Below are 23,294 nucleotides of genomic sequence, written 5' to 3'. Positions count from 1 at the left end.
CGAAAGTGCATAAAGCTTTACGCCCCAAACGAGGAACGAGAGCGGGGCGTAAAGCTTTATGTGCTTTCGCACCCAAAAACCCGTTCAATAAGTTTGAGTCTGGCTAATCGCCCGACTAGGCTAAAATTTGAGCCACAAGCTAAAGAGCATAAACATCATATCAATTTTATAGCTATTCTGCAATTTGCCAATCGTTATCAGCTCTAGAAGAATCACACTTAACTCTTTGATAAAAAGGCTTAACACCTTTCAAGACGTCATCAAAATCAAGTATATCAATAAGTTTTTTCAACTTCTCTAAGGGAAGTTGATGACCATAAACACCATAGGTTATGGAAGGATCTTTATGCCCCATAAGAGCCCCCGAAAGATGAGGAGCTATATTATCTTGTTGTTTATAGAAATCCGCGAAGGTATGTCTAAAGCTGTAGTATGACTTTTTCTGTTGTTTAAAGTTGTTAGGCTTTGCAAAATGTCGTTTAAACCATTCTCCAACTTTACCAAAGTAGCCATCTTTCCCCATATAGTTGAGGTCATTAAAAATTAATTCGTGCTTTGGTCTACCCTTAACAAACTCAAGAAATCCGAGTTCAATTAATTTTGGATGAATCGGCACTTTCCTTTTTGCCGATTTATTCTTGAGCCGTTTATTGGTATTGGTATTGGTATTATTTTTATTGATATTATCTTTATTGATATCCCAATAGACTATCCCCTTCTCACTACGTATATCCCCACAACGAGACTGTGCCAGTTCATTAGGTCGCCCTCCTGTCAATAAACTGCAAATAGGTAACCAATACTGATAAGTTAATAGCTGCTTGGTTATATGATTTAACGAAAACTTATGCTCAGTAAAGATAGGATCTGAAAATATGACTCTCAAATCATTCTGACTTAGAGGGAATTTATCATCGATTTCATCATCATCCTTTCCAATTTCTGAAGATATCCCTTCAAAAGGATTGTAAGTGAAATTTTTATCGTATCGAATAGCTTGTTTGTACACTGTAGAAGCAGCTTCTATATACCTAGCGGCTGTTTTCTTCATTATTGTCTCTAATTTGAGCTGCTGATTTATAGTAATCCACTCTGACTCATCAGAATTTCTGAACAAGTCACCATATATTGGGTTGTTCTTTGGATCCTTGGGAAAATCGAATAAGGTCATCAAGCACTGAGTTGCATCACTTCTCGTGATATCATACATGTTCTTCTTACCTATTAGCTGATGAACAATTCTAGCTTTTCGCACCTGAGCATCGATATGACGATCTTCTATAAGCAGTTCTCTATCTATTCTATTTTTGATTGCCTTTAAGCCATACTTTAATTCTGAATATTCTTCCAGCCAGCCATTTATACACTTATATGAGGGTTTGTCTGGTGTCTCAACATTACTATTACTTGGAATCAGACGTTCAATTTTAGGTGTTATAGATACCGTATTGTCTTGATTACCAGCTTTCCAGAATTTAGGCTCTAAAGGCTCTAAAGGCTCTAAAGGCTCTAAAGGCTCTAAAGGCTCTAAAGGCTGAGTTGTCTTTAACGACTGAACATTAGTCAATAAATATTTTTTGCATTTAGTCTCGTCAAGAGAGCCATAGCCAAGCAACTGACTTAAGTCATAAGCTAATTCAAATTCCTCTAGTTCTATCGCCATTCTTGCTTTTATAGCAATCAAATGAATCATTCGGAGCTGTTGATCAAGTAGGTCATATTCGGTACTACTCTTCGCCTTTGAATCGAAATCAATTGTATCTAAATATGCCTGCGTCCGATCTTGCGCTGATAATTCTCTGGGGTGTATCGATCTTAACTGTCTCAGCGCACCGCCACTTGCTACATCAATTAGACAACCGGAAGGCGAGATAGAAGGTTCGCTTTGGGCAGCAATTACTGAAAATCTTAGTGCTTGTTTCAAACGAACATCTTTCTTAAATGCATCGATGCACATAAGAATACATGCCTTAACTTCATTCCCTTTAGTAGAAATGATGTCATCGACAAATGTCTGATCGAAGTTTGAAGTTTGTCTGTTGTAGACGACGGCACTCATGCGTTTGCGAATCTCTATTTCATGTTCTAACGCAAGCAATCTAGCAGAGCTTTTATCAATAAACCCGAAATTTCGCTTATATTCGCATTTATGATCCAGTAGTTCGCGAAACTGCGCCGGAATCTGAAATCTAAACTGCCAAGAGCCATTTTTTAATTGTGATAAATAGCGCATTTTAGTACCTGAGGTCAGTACCTGCGCAAACAAACATAATCAACTGAAATGTAAGGGATTGATTTTTCTCAGGAAAGAGACAAAAGGGTGGAAGCCCCAGCCACATCCCGGCACACACGTCATTTGCTGTGGCTGCTCCCTTCCGGGCCTGACCAGGTTCACAAACTAGTGTTGCGGGAGGACCAGAGCCTCCATAGATCACTTTAGTGTTTTCGTGTCACCAAAGAGTGCGGAGATTATTAAACATCCCCTACTCTAATGCAACCCTGTTACCAATAAAATTCAAAAAATTGGTGTTAAGTGCTTACACTATAGACGATTTGTTCAGTTCACCTACGATAATCTATTGTTCTTCATTTGCTGATAAATGAGGTGCAACACTTCACGTAATGGCATAGTGCGTTCACGAGACAACGATACGCCAATCGATAAATCTACGGGGAAGCTCAACTCACGCTCTGAATCAACATAAATGTAGCTTTCTATGCGCTCGATGTAATCTTGAACATCTTTCGGTGAAGCGAGGTTTACCGCTACAAACTCATCACCACTGAAGCGATAACATTGGCCTTTCCATAGTGATTTCATTCTACGCGACAGCTCTTTAAGCACGGCATCTCCAATATCAAAGCCATACTTTTCATTGATCTCTTTAAAGTTATTCACTTCCACGTAAACCAAAGAGATGTCTTTTGGGACTCCGTGTAAAAAACGACGACACAAACTTCGACGATTACGGGCTTTCGTTAATGAATCGATAATCAGGTGTCGTTGCACATAAAAACCGATAAAGACCAAAAGCACAATCACTAGCACCAGCATGATTTGAGAGTTACGGTCATAACGCTTTTGTAACGCCATGTTCGAACGCCAATCTGGCTGATATTCATATTGTTTGATTACTAGGTCGGTATCAATAATATTGATCGCTTGCGAGAACAAATAGGCTAAATTATGGCCAGTTACATCCTTTTTGAACCCAACTGCCACATCGAATTGGTAAAAATCGCCAACCATTTCGTCCACCACCAAGGGCAGCATTTTAGGCGAATCTCTTAGTACTTGAATGTAGTCGGCTTCACTGAGCACAATGTAATCCACTTTCCCGTCAAGCACAGCTTTAACCAGATCTTGCTGAGAATTGAACGTATACAATGACTTATGGGGCAAGATTTGATGCAGCAACTCTTCGAAGAAATCGTCTTTAATTACCCCTATGCGCTCTACTACCATTTCCGTTATATCGTGATAGACATTATCTTTGTAATGTTCACGCTTAATTAATAAGGCATGAGGGCGATAGTAACTATCGCTAAAGTTAATGTATTTCTTGCGCTCATCAGAAATAATGATTGGTGCAACAACGTCTATTTGCCCATCACGCAACTGCTGATACATATGTTCCCAAGTTTCATTTTCTCGGCTGGTAATTTCACAACGCAGTAGCAAAACATCACAGGCTTCCATCACAACATCTGCACTAATTCCCTTCACTTGCCCATCGCTTTGGTAATTGGCGTAAATTGGCAAGTTTTGAAATTTCACCTTTAAGGTTCGCTGTGGGTTTATACCGCTGTCTAACACTCGCTGCCTTAGTGCTTGGCGACGCAATTCAAATTGATAACGCTCTATGGTATCTCGCAGCAATTTTTGTATGTCGTTGGTATAAGCAAAATGCTCAAACTGTTTGAGTAATTGCTGATGCTTACCTTTGGTGGCAATGATAGAGACAGGATGTACCATCATTTCACTGTTGATTAACTGAGCTTCATAGCCCTTCGCTAACATTGGTCGCAATTGATTGATAGCGGAAACCACCCCATCAACTTGTGAGGTTTTAAGCATATCGATGGCTTCATTAACACCATCAAACCATCGTATTTCAAGACGAGGGTATTTATCTTGTAACAGCTTGCCGTATATTGAATTACGAGGGGCCGCAACCTTATGTAACGAACTCAAGTCCCGCATAGTACGTGTAAATAGATAAGAATATTCCACGTTAGTTGGACTAGAAAAATCGAAATATTTGTTGCGCTCATCTGTGTAGGTAACGTTGGCTGCAAAATCAGCGTCGCCTCGTTCTACCGCGTTTAATAAATCAGCGTAACTTGTGTATGTGGCGTATTGAATATCAATACCAAATTGATGCGCTATTGCATCAAAAAGTACCCGAGACACGACATCATCGGATTCTGTCGCTACGTGGTACATTTTTACGGGGTCACTAATTTGAGCACGGCTTGGGAGAGAAACAAAAAGTGCGAGCAACCATCCGCAAAGGATAAGTTTGTTATGCATGGACGTTGTTGAGTTATTCGTTATCAATATTTTAGGCGCACATTATATAGATAATTCTCAACAATGCCCAAAAATAACCTGGCAGCATCGCACTCTTTTTACACGTTTTTAAGGGGTAATCGATTTCATTTCGATACCAAGTTCCGACTTATTCTAACTGCTCTTCATTACTGCGAAGGATATAATCCGTCATCCATGCGGTAACTAGCAAACACATCCAAACAACGAAAACGGGGTTAGGCACGTCTAAGTCGGGCGACAAAACAAAGGTGGCAAACCCTACCGAAGGTAATGTCCAACAAAACAGAGTATGCCAACAAAATTCAGTATCTTTAAAAGTAGAGCGGATGGTTTCCATTGATGCCATGATCCCAACAATGGTCAAAGAAAGCAGTGCAGCATACCCAAGGTCAGCAACCCATAGTGGAATCACTAAAAACAGAGCCCACCAGCTATGCCCTTGACGTGGTTTCCAACTTCGAGCGATCCACCAAATCATTGATACACACAAAATTTGAATCACGGTGACCATCGGAGTACCGCCCAGCTTGCCTGATGCTTGAGTCACCATAATTCCCACTTCAAGGGTGAGAGTAATCAGGGCGCAACATGCCACCACGCCAATATTACTTCGGTGCGAGAATGCCACCATAAGTAGCGGGAATAATACCCACACGCTCACTGAAAGTGACGCGGGCTGATAAGACAGTGTCATACCATAGGCCGCCATAGCAGCAAGTAATAAAATTCCGGCGATCCCGCCGCGAGGAAGTATCCATAAAGCTGGTATTACCAACGCGATAAATGGAATGTCATTGCCACTTAAACCCATGGCTCTCGCACAAACCACTGCTAATAAGGTTGTAATACCAAACTGAAGTATTGAAAATAACATGAGATCCCCCCTTAACCCTTCCTTGGCACATTTATAAGTAGGACACTGTTAGTATGGATCAATTTTTAGCACAGATCTTCTATGTCATTGATAGAATACCCGAAGGTAGTATAACTACTTATGGTGAGGTCGCCCGAATGGCGGGCTTTCCAGGCTATGCTCGCCATGTGGGTAAAGCACTGAGTCAGCTACCTGAAGGCTCAAAATTGCCTTGGCATCGTGTTGTCAACAGCCAAGGACGCATCTCATTAAAAGGCGATGATCTCCTACGACAAAAAAGGAAATTGACGGCAGAAGGTATCGAGGTTTCCCAAGAAGGAAAAATCAAACTTCGTCAATACCGCTGGAATCCGGAGCAAGAATAAGTTCAAATCCGCTATCTTTCCTTGCCTATCCTGACGACTGTAAGTACTGTTACTTCATCTTGATATAAAGGAATCGTTAGCCGCATGAGTAAAGCTCTCTCTGAATTATTAACCCTTCTGCAACTCTCTCGACAAGATGAAAACACGTTTATAGGGGAAAGCGAAAACTTAGGCTTACCACAAGTGTATGGTGGACAAGTGATTGGTCAGGCGCTTTCTGCAGCTCGATATACGGTTGATTCTCAAAGAACGGTTCACTCGTTTCACAGCTATTTTCTCTATCCGGGCGATCCTGAACAACCTATTTTATACGATGTGGAAACACTGCGTGATGGGCAAAGTTTCAGTACTCGCCGTGTAAAAGCGATGCAAAATGGGCGCTCTATTTTCTACCTCACGGCGTCTTATCAACAAACCGCTGAAGGATTTGAGCATCAAAATACCATGCCAACCATTCCTGGGCCGGAGAACTTTGCTTCGGAAAATCAAATTGCTGCCAAGATCGCGCATTTATTGCCAGAACCATTGAAAAAAACCTTCTGTGGCGAACGCCCGATTGAAGTGCGTCCGGTCACCGTGGTTAACCCATTAAGACCCGAAAAACTTGAACCTAAACAATACCTTTGGATTAAAGCCAACGGCCCAATGCCAGACGATCAATTGATCCATCAATACCTATTAGCCTACGCCTCAGATTGGGGGTTCTTAGTTACTGCATTACAACCACACGGCGTATCTTTGATGACCCCGAAATTCCAAGTAGCGACAATTGATCACTCGATATGGTATCACCGTCCATTCAAGATGGATGATTGGTTATTGTTTGCCATTGAAAGTCCGACCGCGTCCAATGGGCGTGGTTTAGTTCGTGGGGAAATATACTCACGCGATGGCACATTAGTCGCATCTGCCGTGCAAGAAGGTGTGATGCGTTTTAAACAAAACTAACGCTTTACCTTGTCCCTAGGGAAACCTTTATAGTGGTTTTAACGCAAAAAAACAGGAGGCAGTATGAGTTGTTGTAACAAACCACCAGCAGGTGGAACTCCTGAGATCGGGCCATTATTGAAAGTATTTGCGGGGCTATTTGTCGTTGTTTTCCTCATTGCGCTCATCTTTGGATAAAAGTAAGCCTAGCGATAGTTCGCTAGGCTTTTTTCTTTAAAGGCTAAAACGTCGAGTAAGCGTCTGTAGTTGGTTGGCTTGCGTCGCAAGAGATTCAATCGCACCTTTGGTTTCATCAGCATCTCGGGCAGATTGCTGCGTAATGTCATTCACTTTTACCATACTGCGGCTTATCTCTTCCGAAACTAAGCTCTGCTCTTCTGAAGATGTAGCAATTTGAATGCCCATGTCTTCAACTTGCGCCATTACTGAGCTGATTTGTTCGAACGATTCCGTCAGTTCATGTGAGCGTTGTAACGTGCTTTCAGAATAGGTTTGGCTCGCTTTCATTAACTCTAGCGACTCATCAGCGCCTTTTTGTAAACGATCAATCAAGGTCTCCACTTCTTGAATCGACTGATGCGTTCTACTGGCCAAATTACGCACTTCATCCGCCACCACAGCAAAGCCACGCCCAGACTCACCAGCTCGCGCCGCTTCTATTGCCGCATTCAGTGCCAAGAGGTTGGTTTGCTCTGCAACCGTATTGATCACCTCAAGAATATTACCCACTTCATCGCTAAACTCTTTCAGTTGATGCATTGAGATAGAACTTTGATTGATGTTATCAACGAGGCTACGCATCTGAATCGCGGTTTCATGGACCAATTCATGGCCATGCTTGACTACCTGAGCCGCTTCTTGGGTTGAAACTGATGCTTGTTCCGCGTGTTTAGCGACTTCGTGAACTGTGGCGCTCATTTCATTCATTGCCGTACTGACTTGTTCGCTCTCTTGCTGTTGGTTGAGCATGCGGTCGGACGTATTTTTAGTAAGCACCGAGGTTTGCGTCGTCGCGGCAGAAACTTGTTCTGCTAGCTCTATAATTTCATTGATCATTTGGCGTAACATTCCGCTCATGGTCGCCATGCTATTTTGCAATAAGCCCAATTCATCCTTACGTGTTGTTTGAACCGCCTCTTGGAGATGCCCTTGTGCCACACTATTTGCGTAATCTACCGTATCGTGCAAAGGTTTAGTAATCACATAACTGATTAACCATGCCAGTAGCGCCCCGATAACAAGAACACTGATTGAAATAGTGGTGATCAACAATTTCGCGTTCTCTGATTTGGACTCTTGAGCTTGGGCCAAATGCTGTACCAACGTACTCACACCGTCAATAACAACTAATCCTTGTTGCTCGACTTGTTTATTGATTTCAGCAGTCTGTTCGTAGGCATGGTTATAGTCTTTAGCTTCTTGGTCGAAGTCGAGAATAAATTGGTTAAAATAATCCAAACCTAGTTTACGCTTGGCAATAAAAGACAGCACATTTAAACGGTTTAGCCCAGTTTTCATCTGATCGACTCGATGCTTATCAACACCGCCTGCCGGATTATCTACGTATTGGTTAATTTCATTGATGTATTGGGAAATACTAAACAGCGCCATCGTGGCTGAATTTCTGTCTTCATCAATTAAATTGATATCATCGGCACTCATTAATGTTAGCGCGTTGGCTATTTTATCTAAAGCTTGGTCAGATAAGTTCATTAAATCCTGCTCATCCTTTTCCATGCCATCTTTATAACTAAAAAGCGTATCAATCTGAGTAACAAGTGAGCTTGTTTCATCAATTAGATCATTAACTGTTTTTAAATCAGATGGTGAGGTAAACAGTGATTTATTTTTAGATAATGTATTTTTAAACTGTTCTAACTGTTTATAAACCAATGCTTTATCATCACTATTCCCATTCAGTAAATAGAGCGTAAAGTTCACCTTTGCACTAGCAACTAGTGTATTAAGATCAGAAATCGTTTTGAGCTGCAATGCAGAATTATTAACGCGGGTAATACTCATGTGGCCAGAAATAGAAACAACAATAGTTAAAATGAGTACTAACCCAAAACCATAACTTAGTTTTTTACCAACCGTTAGATTCTCAATCAATTTGATCAAAGATGACATTTTTATACCTTATAGGAAACTCACATTCTGATAAATAAAATTAACAGCACAGCGGCTGATTAATGTAATAAAACGTAATTTAGAGGCGTGAATACTATACAACGGATTGCATTGATTCAATTGATAATTTATCAACTACGGCTATAGAAAAATACAATCTATAAAAGTTAATTAACATGACATTAATTAGCTCTTAATTATATAAATAAATCACCCGTTATATTCGCCATATGTTAGAATAAAATATCAAATATTCCTTTATATTTGGTTTAATCTATAAGTAATAACGGTATGAATATTGTGCATGAATATGAAGTTAGTTAGTAACATCGTGCTTATTTTGGGGTAAAGATCTCATTATGAAGATCACTTTTACGACCCACTTGTATCATAAAATCTACTGCAGACCATTTTGCCTTAGCCAGAAAAGAGAAAAAGGCCGACTACATAGCCGGCCCATAAATCATTAATTTGATTTTTCGTTTACGTTATATCTGAAAACGAGTCGTCAATTCATGCAACTGCTGCGTACGTGCAAGCAAAGATTGCATTCCCTCTTCGCCTTCAAGTGCCTGCTCGGCAACTTCTTGAGTGATCACATTAACACGCTCCATACTTTGGCTAATGTCGTCAGACACCAAGCTTTGTTCCTCGGAAGAGGTTGCAATTTGCACACTCATATCTTGTACCCGTCGGATCACTTCGCTTATCTGGTCAAAGGCTTGCTGCAGATCGTTAGAGCGAGCAAGAGTAACTTCTGAATACTCTTTACTCTGCTGCATACTGTGCAGCGAGTCGTCTGCACCAGATTGAAGTCGACCAATTAGGGTTTCAATCTCTTGGATAGATTGATGAGTACGACTAGCCAAACTACGAACTTCGTCCGCTACTACAGCAAAACCGCGCCCAGACTCCCCTGCTCTTGCCGCTTCGATAGCAGCGTTCAAAGCCAATAGATTGGTTTGCTCTGCTACCCCATTGATCACATCAAGAATTTTGCCAACATCATCGCTATAGCGTTTTAAGTCTTCCATTGCGACCGCGCTATTACTGATGTTAGAGGCTAAGCTGCGCATTTGGGTGGCAGTGTCACGAACAATGTTATGACCATCTTCTACCACTGTTCCCGCTTCCTGAGTGGCATGAGAGGCCTGTTCGGCATATTGTGCAACTTCGTTTACTGTCGCGCTCATTTGATTCATTGCCGTTGCGACTTGTTCACTTTCTCTCTGCTGATTTTGCATCCGCTGGCTATTTGCCTTTGATGATTGAGCGTACTGTGTGGTCGCAGAACTTAATTCTGCTGATAAGCTCGCAATCTGCGCAATAAGGCTATTGAGCATCGACGTCATATGTCCGATGGTATTTTGTAAGGTTCCCAACTCGTCTTTACGTGACGTGGTTACGGCCTGAGTCAAGTCACCATCTGCAATACGCTGCGCTATTTTAACCGTCTCATGCAAAGGCTGGGTAATCATGCGCCAAATCAACCAAGCAGCGAATACACCAACAGCAATAGCCACAGCCGAAACAAACGTAGCAATGTAGGCCGCCGTGCCTTTATCTTGTAACCTTTTGGTTTTTTGGGAATTCACCAATCGACCAACACTGTTTATTATTTCAAAACCTTTGCTTTCGACCGCTTTAGAATATTCGCGATATTGATGATTCACTTGAACCAACAATTTTAATTCTTGATCGTATTCTTTTAATATTTTATCCAGCCCTTGCGCCATAAACATCCTTCGAGTAGCAGCTGGAAGCTGATTAATTACCGCCAGGCTTTTCTCATTCAGCAACATATCTTTACTGATATCCATATCTTCAGAGGTATGAGTATATACCGCAGTTCTGGTTAAGTAGCGGCTCAGATTAAATAGAACGGCTAATGCTTGGCTACGAGTGTCGGAAGAGAAGCGGCTATCGATGTCATTGTCACTATTAAAGATACGTTTTACTTCGCTCGCTAAATCGGCATAGCTTTGGTCAAGCTGCGCCTTTAATTGATCACTCTTTTCTAATGAAGCAATTTGCTTACGAATATTGTCAATTAATATATCGGTGTTTTTGATGAGGAAATCAAACTCTTCTAAATCTTGTTGGTCAACATAAAGTGAGCGCTCTTTCGTTAACTCATTTTTTAGCGTGTTGAGATTATTTAATGTTGCATCGGCGTTGGTTTTATTACGCGTTGTAACATAATCATTAAAATTTAACTTAGCCGTCAATAACAACATGTCCATGTTGTACGATGCCGTTACTTTATCACCCCGACTCGACACCATATTTAAACTGTAATGACCAGTAAAGGCGACAAGTACGGTAAGAAGAATAACTAATCCAAAACCACATCCCAATTTATATCCAACAGATCGGTTCTGCAGCCACGATTGAAAAGATGACATATTATGAGCCTTGTATTTTTGATGAATAGCATCTCGGTTGTTGATGACCTATAGAGAATAAGGCCAACGGAATGTTGAGTAGACAACCAGATTGTTTGAAGGTGAAGTATATAGAAAGGGTGAGCGAACCTGAACGAATTTGACAGATCAATTAGTTTATCAATCAGTACTCTTTATGCTTTATTAATATAAAGATTAATTAATAAAAAGCTTGCATTTACCATTCTTATTAATGAGACAAAATACCATTTATTAAACTGGTAATTCTGTCGTATATTTTAACGATTCCATAGCAAATGTTGATGTAACATTATTTATACCATCGATACTATTCACTAACTTCTTGTAAAACTCGTCGAAGTTTTTCATGTCTTTTGCCAGCACCTTCATCATATAGTCGTACTCACCCGCCATACGATAAAACTCCATCACTTCAGGAAACTCCTCGACGACATGAACAAAACGACGATACCACTCGTGTGAATGGTCATTGGTTTTTATCATCACAAAAGCTATAAATGAGAGACCTAATTTGTCCGCATCTAATAGAGCAACTCGCTTTTTGATGATGCCAGACTCTTCGAGCTTTTTAAGACGTTTCCAACATGGGGTCGTGGTAAGATTGACCGCTTCAGCCAAATCATTCAATGAAACGTTGCCATTCGCTTGCAACATAGCCAAAAGTTGGCGATCAATTGGATCCAAGTCCATAGCTGACCTCTTTAAATAGAAAACTGGAGAAATATTTTCTCTAAGCTAGCAATACCAACTCTATTAGGCAACCAATAACAACTGGAAATCTCCTAACCTCCTCTTTATTGGTGTTTCACAAATACCAATTTACACGGGTCAATTGTGACAAATTTGACTTAACTGTATAAGTTTTTGACACTTAACCATTTTCTGACAACTTTCTTACAGCAGTTAGCGAAAGGATGACGGTTATTTGACGCTGTTTACACAAGATTGCTCAATAATGGCCCCACAAAACAACGACATCCGTTTGTATCGCAAACTGAGAAGGAATATACGATGAAAAAGTCGATTTTTGCATTGAGTGCGCTAACAATTATTTTGGCTGGCTGTAACGACAACGCTGAGAAAGCAGACACTGCCGCAGCAGACCAACAACCTGTTGCAGGTTCCGTACAACAAAATTCTGAACCCGCAGCTACAGGCGATATGACCACTAGTGTGGAAGGCTCAGCGCCAACAGCCGTTGATCCACTGCAACAAAAAACAGCAGACCTTGATTGGCAAGGTACATACCAAGGTTCACTTCTAGGTACTGACGGTAAACCTGTTGACACAACGATTACCCTGAATGCAGATCAAAGCTTTACCATGACACAAACCGTGAAAGGCAAAGAGCAGAAATCTGAAGGTAAGTTTGCATGGGACCCAGAGGGTACAAAGCTGACTCTTGATGATGGTCGAGGCAAACCGGCTCAATACGCAATTGAAGACAATACCCTAATTAAACTGGATGCAGCAGGCAACCGTGTTGCTGGCGATATGGCAAGTCAATACCTATTGCATAAACAATAAGTTACATTTACACAAAAATATAAGTGGGTAATGGATAATCCGCTGCCAAAATCAGTCCGACATGAGCGCTAACGAAAGTTGGCGCTTTTGTTTTTATCAATATGAAGTCTATTTCTTATAATATCCATCACGATATCCCACTGTGAATTTTGTTTTCATATCATTAATGAATATATTTTCAACATCTACATTGTTACAAAGTATGTAATTTTCTTTTTTTGGTCATTTTTGCTTATTTAATCGCCAAACGTTCCTTTATTTAGCGAATATCCATAGCCAAAGTGCTTATTTTTGGGCAACATTAGCCGTCCTTGAGATCTCTCACCCAAATAGACTCTTTATTATCCTGTCGACTGCTGTTGAGAGACCTCTCTTAACGTCTACTTACCGGGTATATTGTCTATGTCTGTTTATGACACCGTGTGCATGATTGCTGCAGTGGCTATCATCATTTCATTGATAAACCATCGTTTTGGTCGTTTTCAAACAACCATCGCTATTACAGGTTGGTCTGTACTGATTGCCGCAATTGTATTGAGCTTAAGTTACATGGGTGTGCTGTCTGCCGATAGCGAGCAACCAATTGTAACTATGTTGAAAAACATCCAGTTTGATGATTTTCTGCTTAAAGGTGTGCTAGGTTTTCTGCTCTTTGGTGGGGCTCTTAACATCAATTTAAACCATCTCAAAGACCAGAAATTTGAAATTGCCTTTCTTGCACTCGTAGCAACGCTGCTTTCTACCTTCTTTATCGGTGGGGCATTGTGGGCCATTTTCGGTTACGTAGGCATTCCTATTTCATTTATCTATTGCTGCCTATTTGGTGCGCTAATTTCACCAACCGACCCAATTGCGGTATTGGCGATTGTAAAAAAAATGAAAGCGCCACAACGTATTTCCATTCAAATTGAAGGCGAATCTCTATTTAACGATGGGGTTGGTTTAGTGGTGTTCGTGACGATTTTCCAAATCGCATTCAGTTCAAGCACACCAACCATTGGTGGCACAATTGAGCTGTTCGCTCACGAAGCGATTGGCGGTGTGTTGTTTGGTGCGGTACTCGGTGCCCTATTCCACTTCTTGATTAAAGTGACGCAAGATAGCTTGATGCGCATTATCTTGACCATGCTAGTACCAACTGCTGGGTATGTCATGGCTGAACATATTGGCGTTTCAGGCCCGTTGGCGATGGTTGTAGCAGGTATTATCATTGGTAACATTACGCGTAATCTTCTGTCTGAAGAAGAGTCTTACCAATTAACGCACCTTTGGGAATTGACAGACGAAATCTTAAACGCGATTTTGTTCTTGTTGATCGGCCTGATTATGATGACATTCTCATTCCATCGTATCGACCTGGTTGCGGTCGTCATTGCGATTCCTTTAGTACTATGTGCTCGTTACCTTAGTGTGCGTCTCTCTTATGTCGGCTTTAACCGTTTTCGTCGTTACAACTCCGAGTCGGTTAAGATTCTCACTTGGGGTGGTTTACGTGGCGGTCTCGCACTTGCGATGGCGATGGCCATTCCATCCGGCGTGACGACGCCAATCGCTCACGTGGAACTCAAAGAGATCTTCGTACTAATGACTTATGCTGTTGTACTGTTCTCTATCATCGTACAGGGCTCAACCATTACTCCGATGATCACCAAAGCAAAACACGTCGATCAAAGTCAAACGCCAATCACTCAGCACTAACTTTAAGATCACCTATCGATAAGCAGATAAAAACCGGCATGTTCTGCCGGTTTTTTGTTATCCCTTGCTTACCGCTAAACGTGGGATTAACTGTTTTGGATACCCACGATGAGCCATGGAGCATTCGCGACAGTTAGGTCACGTTCTAGGTGCCAGATGTCTTCGATATCTTCTTCAATACCTTCTACCGCGTCGCGGTAGCGACCTGAGAACTGCAAGCTAAGTTGAGCTTTGTTAGCATCGTAATCGCAGCGAACGATTTCAGCATCAACATACATAACGTCGGTGTGCTGCTCACCCTGCAGTTTCGCGCGTTCTGTTTTCAGATCTTCAAATAAGCTCTGAGAAACATACTCTTGAATCTTATCCAGTTGGTTGTAGTTCCAAGCACCTTGCAACACACGGTAGTGTTAACGAGCACCGTTAACAAACCCAACTTGGTCAAAACCCGGTGGGTAGTTGTGAGGTACATCGGATTGAACGTTAGCCCCAAAACCGCCAGTTGCCTGTGGTTGTTCAAAGTTGTGCACGTTTGGCTGCTCAAAGCTTTGGCGATTTGCACCACCAAATACCGGTTGCTGCTGATTCATACTGCCTTGTTTTGCTGCGAGCATGCCGCGTAGGAAACGAAACGCAACAAACGCAATCAAACCAAGAATTAGGATATCCATAAATTGGATACCTTCGAAGGCACCACCAAAGAATGCCGCAAGTAAACCACCAGCAAGCAAACCACCAAGTAGACCGCCCATCAATCCTTTACGACTGTTGTTTTGCTGTGCGGCAGTTGAGGTATTTTGCTTCGATGTTGAGTTGTTTTGGTACTTCGGCGCAGGAGCCGTTTTAAAGCTCTTACCGAACGAACCACCGCCACCAAACTTCTTCGCATCGGCATGAGGTACTACCATCACCGAAACCATGAGAAGTGCGACGAATGAGAATAGTCGTTTCATAGTCTTCCTTTTGTGTCTTAATCTGGGCTGACAAGCTCATTTAATTGTCTGAATCATAGCGGCTAACTTGCAATAAGAAAATCTTTTGAACCAGCGTTGTTGTTTCAGAATATTGCAATCAGAGAAGTTGACGCTCCGTAATCAGCTCATTACTATATTGAACATTGTACATTATTGAATGGATATCATGGCTAGACGAAACGATCATACCAGAGAAGAACTGGTCAGCCTCACTCTGGAAGCCGTAAATAATTTTCTGGAAGATCATTCTTATCATGACCTTAGCTTACGAAAAATCGCAGGCATGATAGGTTATGTGCCCAGTACTCTAGTCAATGTGTTCGGTAATTACAATTTGTTACTATTACACGTTGTTGCCAATACTTTAGATGAGTTAGCGACTCAAGCTAAGGATGTGGTAAGTCAGTGTAAAGACCCAGAACAAGCCTTGTACCAATTAGCCTATTGCTACCACGATTTCGCCCAAGCGAACCCTTTCCGTTGGCAGTTGATTTTTGAACACAACATGAATGGCGATACATTGCCTGAATGGCAAAGCGACCGTATCGATAATATGACCGGCATGTTGGAAGGACTGCTAAAAGTCATCGCACCACAGCGTTCGAATTACGAAGTACTGCAAGCAAGCCGCGTGTTATGGTCTGGCGTACACGGTATCACCCTGTTAAGTGTCGATGATAAATTTTTCGCCAAAGAACCCATTGACGGAAAAGAGTTGATAGAAAATCTGCTCTCCCACTATCTCACCAACTGGTGAGTAAAGGAGCGCGCATGACAAAATCATCCTCTTTACTGCTAGAACGTCGTTTCTTACCCTATTTTGTCACGCAGTTCTTCGGTGCGTTCAATGACAACATTTTTAAAAATGTGTTGTTACTATTGGTTGCGTTTGCGAGCGCAGAAACCTTACCGATTTCTAGCAATTTGTTCATAAATTTAGCGGCAGGTCTTTTCATCCTGCCGTTTTTTCTTTTTTCTGCCTCTGCGGGAATGCTGGCAGATAAGTACGAAAAATCCTCGTTTATTCGCAAAGTAAAACTGCTCGAAATTGCCATCATGGCTCTGGGTGCTGTGGGGTTTATTACGCAAAGTTACGGCCTACTGCTGGTGATTCTCTTTTTAATGGGGACTCAGTCGGCATTCTTTGGACCTGTCAAATACGCCCTACTTCCCCAACAGCTCAAACCAGAAGAGCTTGTTCCCGGTAATGCCTTAGTCGAAACCGGTACTTTTCTTGCCATTCTATTGGGCACCATTGGCGCGGGAATGATCGCTTCAACATCTTATGCGATACATATCGCGGCTGGCTCTGTGGTGCTGTTTGCTCTGCTCGGCTATGTTGCCAGCCGCTGGATTCCAACCGCACCCGCCAGTGCTCCAGAGCTTAAATTTCGCTGGAAGCCCATTGCTCACACTCGAGCAACATTACGCATTGCCAAAAAAAATCACACCATTTACCGCGCGATTCTGGCCATTAGTTGGTTCTGGTTTTTAGGTGCTGTATATCTCACTCAATTTCCGAATTTTACTCATCAATACCTGCATGGCAGCGAGAGCGCGGTGTCGTTCCTACTGGCGCTATTTTCTGTTGGCATTGCGTTAGGTTCACTTAGCTATGACAAAATCACTTCACACCGCATCGAACTGGGTATGTTGCCGTTAGCCAGTATCGCAATTACGTTGTTTGGCTTTCTGTTTGCGACTTCCGTGCCGAAAGATTTGCCAACACTTGATAGATTTTCCGACTTTGTGCAATACCAAGCACTGTGGCCAACCTTTGCGTACTTATTGCTCCTGGGTATGAGTGGTGGGATGTTTATCGTTCCTCTCTACTCTCTGATGCAACATAGATCTAAAGTGACAGAAAGAGCGCAAGTGATTGCGGCACTCAACATCTATAACTCATTGTTTATGGTCGGTAGCGCCATTTTGGGCATGATAGGATTAAGTTTGCTGCATCTGTCAATCCCACAACTGTTTGGGGTGATTGCACTACTCAATTTGTTGGTCGCAGGCTGGCTGCTTTACCACTACCCTATTCATGTGGTTCGCTTGTTAATTTGGGCCTTTAGTCACCTTTTTTATCGTGTGCATCATAAAAATATGCATTTTATTCCCAAAGAAGGCGGCGCATTGATTGTGTCTAACCATGTGAGCTATCTTGATGCGCTACTGCTCAGTGCCGCATGTCCACGGCTGATTCGGTTTGTCATGGAAGAAGATTATGCCAACTACCCGCCAGTGGCTCGCTTTTTACGCCGAGCCGGGGTAATACCTATTAACGCCAGTCGCGGTAACACCATTCGTCGCGCGTTTAATGAGATTGAACAAGCATTGAAAGATGGTGAGTTGGTATGCATCTTCCCAGAAGGTCGCTTAACCCCTGATGGAGAAGTACAACCCTTTATGCGAGGGATGGACGTGATACTCAAGCGTTGCCCGGTACCAGTCATTCCCGTGGCTCTGAAAGGCCTGTGGCGCAGTTATTTCAGCCGCCGCAAAGGCCGTGCTTGCAAAGGCATTCCACAAAGCTGGCTTTCGCATATCGAGCTCGAAGTGGGCATCCCAGTCTCCCCCGGCAAAGCAAATAACGAAATACTGCGCCAGAAGGTGTGCGATCTCCGCGGTGATTACCGTTAAATCTGCACGGCTAAGCGATAGATACTCAAACAAAACCACTAAGGCCACTGCCGTTTTTCGCAGTGGCTTTTGTTTTGCGTAATCTTCAATCTTGATCAATATCTTCGTTAATTCATATCGTTAGTAACTTACCTTAACGTGCCTGTCCCCGTAAAATCTAAAATTATTAGCGTGTCTGTCCCTGTAAAACGGTCCCCGTAAAACGCTGCATCTTAGGGCGCCTGTCCCCGTAACATTGCGCCTACCTTAACGTGTCTGTCCTCATAAGACATTCGTAGTGCAAGATAGGTTCTTACGATGTCTGTCCCCATAAAATCAGATGTTCAGTTTTACTTAACGACTGTTCAAAACATTAAGACTTTCTGACAGTGTGACTTACGTTACAATGCGTGCATTCGTTATTACTTTTTGGCCTGTTATATGAAACTCAAGCATCTTTTATTTTGGTTAGGACTGTTGCTTTCGCTCACCCCGATCATCACGTCGCCTACCGCTCTGGTTCTGGGTTTCTTTATTTCGTCACTTGGTCTTATTCCAGACAACCTTGCCTTAACGAAACTGACTAAAAAGTTGCTCTCCTATTCCATTATTGGGCTTGGGTTTGGTATTCCGCTGCAGCAAGCACTCACTGTCACTAGCCATGGTATTGGGTTGGTGATGTGTACGATACTGGGCACATTAGTGATAGGGGCGCTAGTCGCTCGAATTATTGGGCTTAATAGTAAGACGGGGCATCTAATCGCCTCTGGTACTGCCATTTGTGGTGGGAGTGCTATCGCGGCGGTCGCACCAGCAATTGAAGCGGACGACAATCAAATTGGTTTGGCGCTTGGTACGGTATTTGTGCTTAATTCGGTTGCGCTGTTTCTCTTTCCGATGATTGGTCATTTACTGCATTTAAACCAAGCGACGTTTGGTACATGGGCTGCGATAGCAATTCACGATACATCTTCTGTGGTGGGCGCCGCTTCGGCTTATGGTACTGAAGCATTAAAGACGGCAACAACACTGAAACTTGCGCGGGCACTATGGATTATTCCGGTCGCATTTTTGAGTGCGTTTGCGTTTCGAAGTGAATCACGCAAAATCACCATTCCGTACTTTATCTTGTTTTATTGTATTGCGATTGGCATTGCCGACTTACTGCCAGCAGGGCAAGTGATTTACCACGGTATTTTTGCCATAGCAAAACAGGCATTGGTGGTGTGTTTGTATCTGATTGGTTGTGGTATTTCGGTGGAACGCTTAAAGCAATCGGGGCCAAAACCTTTTGTATTTGGCGTTCTCTTGTGGATTACAATATCGTGTTCATCGTTGGGCTGGTTGCTGACTCACCCCGTTTAGCTTGAATCAAAATAGCAAGAACAATAACGAGCAAGAAGGCGCTGAATTCCGATGCAGAACGAATCCAGCCCTGTTCAGCAATCGCTACGGATAGCTGCAGCACAATGGTCAAGATTAACAGAATTTTCGCTAACACAATCGTCATTCCCTAATAGGTGGTTATTACGATTATTATGCTTTGCAGTTATAAGAAGCGAAAATTCTGTTTTGGTCTAACTCATAACTTTCTGCTTATATCGAAGCAGAATAATGCTCTTTAAGCCATGTTTTAAGCGCCGCTCGCGACACTTTAATACCCGATGTGGTCAGTTCTTCTGGCATCGAGAAATAGGCAATGGGCCACTTAAATTTTTCCAAATAGTCGGCACACCACTTATCCCAATACGCTTTTTCAAGACTCTGAGTGGTAGACAACACTGCCACTGGCCGATAACCAAAGGTGGTCTCTTCCATTGGTACAATCATAGCTAGGGCGACATCTGGGTGGCGATTGAGTACGGCTTCAATCTCCTCACAGTGAATATTTTCACCGCCAGAGATAAACAGGTTATCCGCACGGCCGATCACCTCTAAATCACCTTGGTTCCATTGCCCTAGATCTTTGCTATCAAACCAACCTTGCTCATCCGTGAAAGAAACTAAGTACCCTTGCTGATAATAACCAGACGCTAAGGTAGCGCCGCCGATATAGATGCGTCCATCTCTAATCTCAAGCTTACGGTTTGGGATAACTTGCCCAGCCCCTAAGCCAGTTTCGACTCGCCTTGCGGTCACCGTTGAAGCTGCTTCGGTCATGCCGTAACCCAACCACGTTTCGATACCAAGCTGCGCTGCTTGCATACCAAGTTCTTGGGGAATGTGACTGCCACCAAGCAATACGTGGGTGAGATTAAGATCGATACCACTCTCGAGTAGCCGTTTAAGCTGCACTGGCACCAGAGAAGCATGACTTACACCTTGGATATCGTCGGTGAGATGCCCCGAACCAAGCTTTAGACAAGCACCAGCGGTTAACCAGCGATAGACAATCGAAAGACCCGAGACGTGATACATCGGCAAGCTGAGTAACCAACAGTGCTGCTGGTTAAAGTGAAACCATTCAAGCAAGCCAGAAGAGGAAGCAAAGTGTTGCTGATGAGTATGGGCAACCGCTTTGGGCACACCTGTCGAGCCAGAAGTAAAAATGAGGCTAGCGAGGTTTCGTTCATCATAGGCCTGAAAGTCATCAATGTTGCTTTCGGTTATTGAAGCCTCATTAAAACACAATACCGTCACCGGACGCTTAAGGTTATAAAGTTCATCTTCTGTGACTTGCGCACTAGGGGCCAGCCAGATAAGGGCTGAACGACCTTGGGGATACAGGGTATCAAACTTAACTTCCAGCTGTGCTACTGGCTGCGGCATAGTGAGTGCGCATATGGCCCCAACCTGATGCGCAGCTAAAAAAACAAACAAGGTATCAATATGATTTTTGCCCACTAAAGTGACCACATCCCCTGATGCCACACCTTGTTTGATCAAATGGGCACTGTAGCGATCAACCGTTTGACACAATTCATCCCAGCTTAATTCACCTTGGTCAGTTTTAAGTGCAATTTGGTGTGGCGCAACGGTGCGCCACCTTTTCCAAGGAGTGATCACTGATCAGACTCCGATGACCATACGACAGGCTGCTCTGCCAACGTCATCACGGGTAATTGGCAATCAGGCCAAGACACCTCTAGCTGTGCTTTAAATAAACCAATAGTATCTAATCCTGGCACTTCATTCGGCAGCAACCATTTTGCCATACGCGCCAGTTGAGTTAAGCCAAGGCTTGACTCGATACTTGAACTAATAATGGCTTGCAGTTTTAATTCACTAGCACGTTGAATAAGTGCCTGACAACGCTGCACCGAACCAATCAGTGTTGGTTTGATAACGATGGTTTTCCCGCCCATAAGATCTTCCAAAGAAAAATCTGGCTTGGTCACCACTTCTTGCAAGGTTTCATCCCAAGCAATCGAAATTCCGGTATCAATTGCAAAAGAGAGGCTATCCGCTGGCGATTTACATGGTTCTTCTAAAAATGCAATCCGATGACGTAGCGAGGGAGTAATGTATTTAGCAAACTTATCTGCCTTTTCTTTAGTCCAAGCGCGGTTGGCATCCAAACGCAAGGTTAAATCGGGCATAGACTCAAGGAAGAGATTCACCAACATACCATCACGAATAGGTTCATAAAGACCCACTTTCACTTTGGCGACTTTTTCCCCTTCCATCGCATTTAATGCTGGAATGAGTTCATCGGGATCGCCTGTACACAAGGGAGCGGCACGATAGTTACCCGCCTCGGGCAATTCGCCAGCCAGCTCTAATTCAGCCATCGAAATGCCAAACGCAACGGAAGGGAAAAGAGAATTAAAATCGAGAGTTTCGCCTCGCACCCAACGCTCCAGTTGAGTTTGAGCCATTTGCTGTGCATCAGCCAAGGTTTCGTGGCTAAATCCTACTAGCGGGGCAATTTCACCGCGTCCTGTTCGCCCTTGATCGCAGAGTTCAACAATCAGACCTTCACGTTCTTTAAGTTTGTTATCACGAAGAATAACACCACTGTCCATTGGCAGAGTATAGCGGTAGAGTTTTGCGCTGCGCATAGTTATCCTAATAACGTATTAAATAATATATGCCTGAGTCACCTTAGATGCTGGTTCAGCGAAAGTATATTCGCTCTTAAGCAAGGCACTGATTTGAATACATAGACCTTCTACGCAGAAAATCAGTAACGCAGCATAGAAGAAATTAGCGTAATGCTGTCCATCCAAGTCACTTAGGCATGATCAAACCGATTTGCGTGTAGAGTATAGTCATTCTTGGGGAGAATACAGCAAGAGAGTCAACTCTCTTGCTGTGCTAGAACCCATTCGCTCCAAGGATAACGATTCTATGGATTGCGAGGGAACTTGCTAAAGTCTGGACGACGTTTTTCGTTGAACGAGTTGCGTCCTTCTTGACCCTCGTCAGTCATGTAGAACAGCATGGTTGCGTTACCAGCCAGTTCTTGTAGGCCCGCTTGACCATCACAGTCTGCGTTCAATGCAGCTTTCAAACAACGTAGAGCCATTGGGCTGTGTTGTAGAACTTCACGACACCAACGAACCGTCTCTTTTTCAAGGTCTGCTAGTGGCACAACCGTGTTCACAAGACCCATGTCCAATGCTTCTTGAGCATCGTAAAAACGGCAAAGGAACCAAATTTCACGCGCTTTCTTTTGACCTACGATACGAGCCATGTAAGAAGCACCCCAACCACCATCAAATGAACCCACTTTAGGTCCTGTTTGGCCAAATTGAGCGTTTTCTGCTGCAATAGTCAGGTCACACATCATATGTAGAACATGACCACCACCAACAGCCCAACCAGCAACTTGAGCAATCACAGGTTTTGGACAAGTACGGATTTGACGTTGGAAGTCTAATACGTTGAGGTGGTGAGTACCGGTTTCATCTTTGTAGCCGCCGTAGTCGCCACGAATTTTTTGGTCACCGCCAGAGCAGAATGCATCTTCGCCAAGACCAGTAAGAATGATCACGCCAACGCTTTCGTCGTAACGAGCATCAGCCAGAGCATTAATCATTTCTTTAACAGTTTGCGGACGGAATGCGTTACGCACTTGTGGACGTGCGATGGTAATTTTCGCAATCCCATCTTCAGATTTTTCATAGTGAATGTCTTCGTAGCTCTCGCCGCAGTCAGTCCATACAACCGGTGCGTAAAGCTCTTCTTCTGAAATGCCTACAGTTTTCGCCATGGTGATTCCCATTGTTGTTGTGG

At 43.0% G+C, this 23,294-nt stretch carries 17 protein-coding genes, 1 other RNA gene and 1 pseudogene; 7 read left to right on the top strand and 12 right to left on the bottom strand.

Translation table 11 applies throughout. The features are described 5' to 3' along the window. Window positions 1-172 precede the first annotated feature (172 nt). The 4 genes from JCM16456_RS04855 to JCM16456_RS04840 form a co-directional block, all read right to left on the bottom strand. Window positions 173-2,233 (bottom strand): site-specific integrase, encoded by a 2,061-nt coding sequence (locus JCM16456_RS04855; protein WP_068712878.1) that lies wholly within the window; start codon window positions 2,231-2,233, stop codon window positions 173-175. Between the two features lie 91 nt (window positions 2,234-2,324). Next, an RNA gene (gene ffs / locus JCM16456_RS04850) (signal recognition particle sRNA small type) lies at window positions 2,325-2,421 on the bottom strand. Window positions 2,422-2,566: 145 nt separating this feature from the next. Next, complete coding sequence (locus tag JCM16456_RS04845; RefSeq protein WP_162266524.1) at window positions 2,567-4,447, bottom strand: GGDEF domain-containing protein; 1,881 nt, start codon at window positions 4,445-4,447, stop codon at window positions 2,567-2,569. A 235-nt stretch (window positions 4,448-4,682) separates the two neighbouring features. Continuing rightward, window positions 4,683-5,429, bottom strand: a complete 747-nt coding sequence (locus JCM16456_RS04840) for a VP0952 family biofilm-associated protein (RefSeq protein ID WP_068712874.1) — start codon at window positions 5,427-5,429, stop codon at window positions 4,683-4,685. 53 nt (window positions 5,430-5,482) lie between these two features. On the opposite strand from JCM16456_RS04840, the gene JCM16456_RS04835 reads away from it, so the two are divergent. Both JCM16456_RS04835 and tesB read left to right on the top strand, forming a co-directional pair. Then, a complete protein-coding gene (locus JCM16456_RS04835) occupies window positions 5,483-5,794 on the top strand; it encodes an MGMT family protein (protein ID WP_068712872.1) in 312 nt (103 codons plus the stop codon). Between the two features lie 84 nt (window positions 5,795-5,878). Then, complete coding sequence (gene tesB / locus JCM16456_RS04830) at window positions 5,879-6,742, top strand: acyl-CoA thioesterase II (protein ID WP_068712870.1); 864 nt, start codon at window positions 5,879-5,881, stop codon at window positions 6,740-6,742. A gap of 213 nt (window positions 6,743-6,955) precedes the next feature. Here tesB and JCM16456_RS04825 read toward each other — a convergent pair whose 3' ends face one another. From JCM16456_RS04825 to JCM16456_RS04815, 3 genes are all read right to left on the bottom strand, one after another. Continuing rightward, a complete protein-coding gene (locus JCM16456_RS04825) occupies window positions 6,956-8,872 on the bottom strand; it encodes a HAMP domain-containing methyl-accepting chemotaxis protein (protein WP_068712868.1) in 1,917 nt (638 codons plus the stop codon). A gap of 488 nt (window positions 8,873-9,360) precedes the next feature. After that, the gene (locus JCM16456_RS04820; protein ID WP_068712866.1) at window positions 9,361-11,277 is read right to left on the bottom strand and encodes a methyl-accepting chemotaxis protein; all 1,917 of its coding nucleotides are present in this window, start codon (window positions 11,275-11,277) and stop codon (window positions 9,361-9,363) included. 252 nt (window positions 11,278-11,529) lie between these two features. Next, the gene (locus tag JCM16456_RS04815; RefSeq protein ID WP_068712865.1) at window positions 11,530-11,988 is read right to left on the bottom strand and encodes an Lrp/AsnC family transcriptional regulator; all 459 of its coding nucleotides are present in this window, start codon (window positions 11,986-11,988) and stop codon (window positions 11,530-11,532) included. Window positions 11,989-12,309: 321 nt separating this feature from the next. On the opposite strand from JCM16456_RS04815, the gene JCM16456_RS04810 reads away from it, so the two are divergent. Together JCM16456_RS04810 and JCM16456_RS04805 are read left to right on the top strand one after the other, a co-directional pair. Next, a complete protein-coding gene (locus JCM16456_RS04810) occupies window positions 12,310-12,825 on the top strand; it encodes a copper resistance protein NlpE (RefSeq protein ID WP_068712863.1) in 516 nt (171 codons plus the stop codon). A 402-nt stretch (window positions 12,826-13,227) separates the two neighbouring features. Further along, complete coding sequence (locus JCM16456_RS04805) at window positions 13,228-14,523, top strand: cation:proton antiporter (RefSeq protein WP_068712861.1); 1,296 nt, start codon at window positions 13,228-13,230, stop codon at window positions 14,521-14,523. An 86-nt stretch (window positions 14,524-14,609) separates the two neighbouring features. Here JCM16456_RS04805 and JCM16456_RS04800 read toward each other — a convergent pair. Continuing rightward, window positions 14,610-15,476, bottom strand: a pseudogene (locus JCM16456_RS04800) (Tim44 domain-containing protein). A 187-nt stretch (window positions 15,477-15,663) separates the two neighbouring features. On the opposite strand from JCM16456_RS04800, the gene JCM16456_RS04795 reads away from it, so the two are divergent. The 3 genes from JCM16456_RS04795 (at window position 15,664) to JCM16456_RS04785 (ending at window position 19,481) form a co-directional block, all read left to right on the top strand. Next, a complete protein-coding gene (locus JCM16456_RS04795) occupies window positions 15,664-16,254 on the top strand; it encodes a TetR/AcrR family transcriptional regulator (RefSeq protein WP_068712859.1) in 591 nt (196 codons plus the stop codon). Between the two features lie 14 nt (window positions 16,255-16,268). Then, window positions 16,269-18,137: an MFS transporter gene (locus tag JCM16456_RS04790; protein ID WP_068712857.1), complete on the top strand. Its 1,869-nt coding sequence runs from the start codon at window positions 16,269-16,271 to the stop codon at window positions 18,135-18,137. A gap of 420 nt (window positions 18,138-18,557) precedes the next feature. Next, window positions 18,558-19,481, top strand: a complete 924-nt coding sequence (locus JCM16456_RS04785; RefSeq protein WP_068712855.1) for a YeiH family protein — start codon at window positions 18,558-18,560, stop codon at window positions 19,479-19,481. On the opposite strand, the gene JCM16456_RS23565 is transcribed toward JCM16456_RS04785, so the two are convergent. From JCM16456_RS23565 to menB, 4 genes are all read right to left on the bottom strand, one after another. Next, window positions 19,432-19,617 (bottom strand): hypothetical protein, encoded by a 186-nt coding sequence (locus JCM16456_RS23565; RefSeq protein WP_156430445.1) that lies wholly within the window; start codon window positions 19,615-19,617, stop codon window positions 19,432-19,434. The genes JCM16456_RS04785 and JCM16456_RS23565 overlap by 50 nt on opposite strands. Window positions 19,618-19,712: 95 nt before the next feature. After that, the gene (gene menE, locus JCM16456_RS04780; protein WP_068715890.1) at window positions 19,713-21,119 is read right to left on the bottom strand and encodes an o-succinylbenzoate--CoA ligase; all 1,407 of its coding nucleotides are present in this window, start codon (window positions 21,117-21,119) and stop codon (window positions 19,713-19,715) included. Continuing rightward, a complete protein-coding gene (gene menC, locus JCM16456_RS04775) occupies window positions 21,119-22,117 on the bottom strand; it encodes an o-succinylbenzoate synthase (RefSeq protein ID WP_068712853.1) in 999 nt (332 codons plus the stop codon). Before menC ends, menE begins: the two co-directional genes overlap by 1 nt. 287 nt (window positions 22,118-22,404) lie before the next feature. Then, on the bottom strand, window positions 22,405-23,271 hold the full coding sequence (menB, locus tag JCM16456_RS04770) for a 1,4-dihydroxy-2-naphthoyl-CoA synthase (RefSeq protein ID WP_068712851.1): 867 nt from the start codon (window positions 23,269-23,271) through the stop codon (window positions 22,405-22,407). Window positions 23,272-23,294 lie beyond the last annotated feature (23 nt).

The sequence above is a fragment of the Vibrio tritonius genome, from assembly GCF_001547935.1.
GTDB classification, from domain to species: domain Bacteria; phylum Pseudomonadota; class Gammaproteobacteria; order Enterobacterales; family Vibrionaceae; genus Vibrio; species Vibrio tritonius.
This window is presented reverse-complemented; position numbering and strand designations above follow the sequence as displayed.

Bases quoted from the DNA above. Each gene is read 5' to 3' on its own strand.
- JCM16456_RS04855 (WP_068712878.1), bottom strand. From the start codon at position 2,233: ATGCGCTATTTATCACAATTAAAAAATGGCTCTTGGCAGTTTAGATTT.
- JCM16456_RS04845 (WP_162266524.1), bottom strand. From the start codon at position 4,447: ATGTACCACGTAGCGACAGAATCCGATGATGTCGTGTCTCGGGTACTT.
- JCM16456_RS04840 (WP_068712874.1), bottom strand. From the start codon at position 5,429: ATGTTATTTTCAATACTTCAGTTTGGTATTACAACCTTATTAGCAGTG.
- JCM16456_RS04835 (WP_068712872.1), top strand. From the start codon at position 5,483: ATGGATCAATTTTTAGCACAGATCTTCTATGTCATTGATAGAATACCC.
- tesB (WP_068712870.1), top strand. From the start codon at position 5,879: ATGAGTAAAGCTCTCTCTGAATTATTAACCCTTCTGCAACTCTCTCGA.
- JCM16456_RS04825 (WP_068712868.1), bottom strand. From the start codon at position 8,872: ATGTCATCTTTGATCAAATTGATTGAGAATCTAACGGTTGGTAAAAAA.
- JCM16456_RS04820 (WP_068712866.1), bottom strand. From the start codon at position 11,277: ATGTCATCTTTTCAATCGTGGCTGCAGAACCGATCTGTTGGATATAAA.
- JCM16456_RS04815 (WP_068712865.1), bottom strand. From the start codon at position 11,988: ATGGACTTGGATCCAATTGATCGCCAACTTTTGGCTATGTTGCAAGCG.
- JCM16456_RS04810 (WP_068712863.1), top strand. From the start codon at position 12,310: ATGAAAAAGTCGATTTTTGCATTGAGTGCGCTAACAATTATTTTGGCT.
- JCM16456_RS04805 (WP_068712861.1), top strand. From the start codon at position 13,228: ATGTCTGTTTATGACACCGTGTGCATGATTGCTGCAGTGGCTATCATC.
- JCM16456_RS04795 (WP_068712859.1), top strand. From the start codon at position 15,664: ATGGCTAGACGAAACGATCATACCAGAGAAGAACTGGTCAGCCTCACT.
- JCM16456_RS04790 (WP_068712857.1), top strand. From the start codon at position 16,269: ATGACAAAATCATCCTCTTTACTGCTAGAACGTCGTTTCTTACCCTAT.
- JCM16456_RS04785 (WP_068712855.1), top strand. From the start codon at position 18,558: ATGAAACTCAAGCATCTTTTATTTTGGTTAGGACTGTTGCTTTCGCTC.
- menC (WP_068712853.1), bottom strand. From the start codon at position 22,117: ATGCGCAGCGCAAAACTCTACCGCTATACTCTGCCAATGGACAGTGGT.
- menB (WP_068712851.1), bottom strand. From the start codon at position 23,271: ATGGCGAAAACTGTAGGCATTTCAGAAGAAGAGCTTTACGCACCGGTT.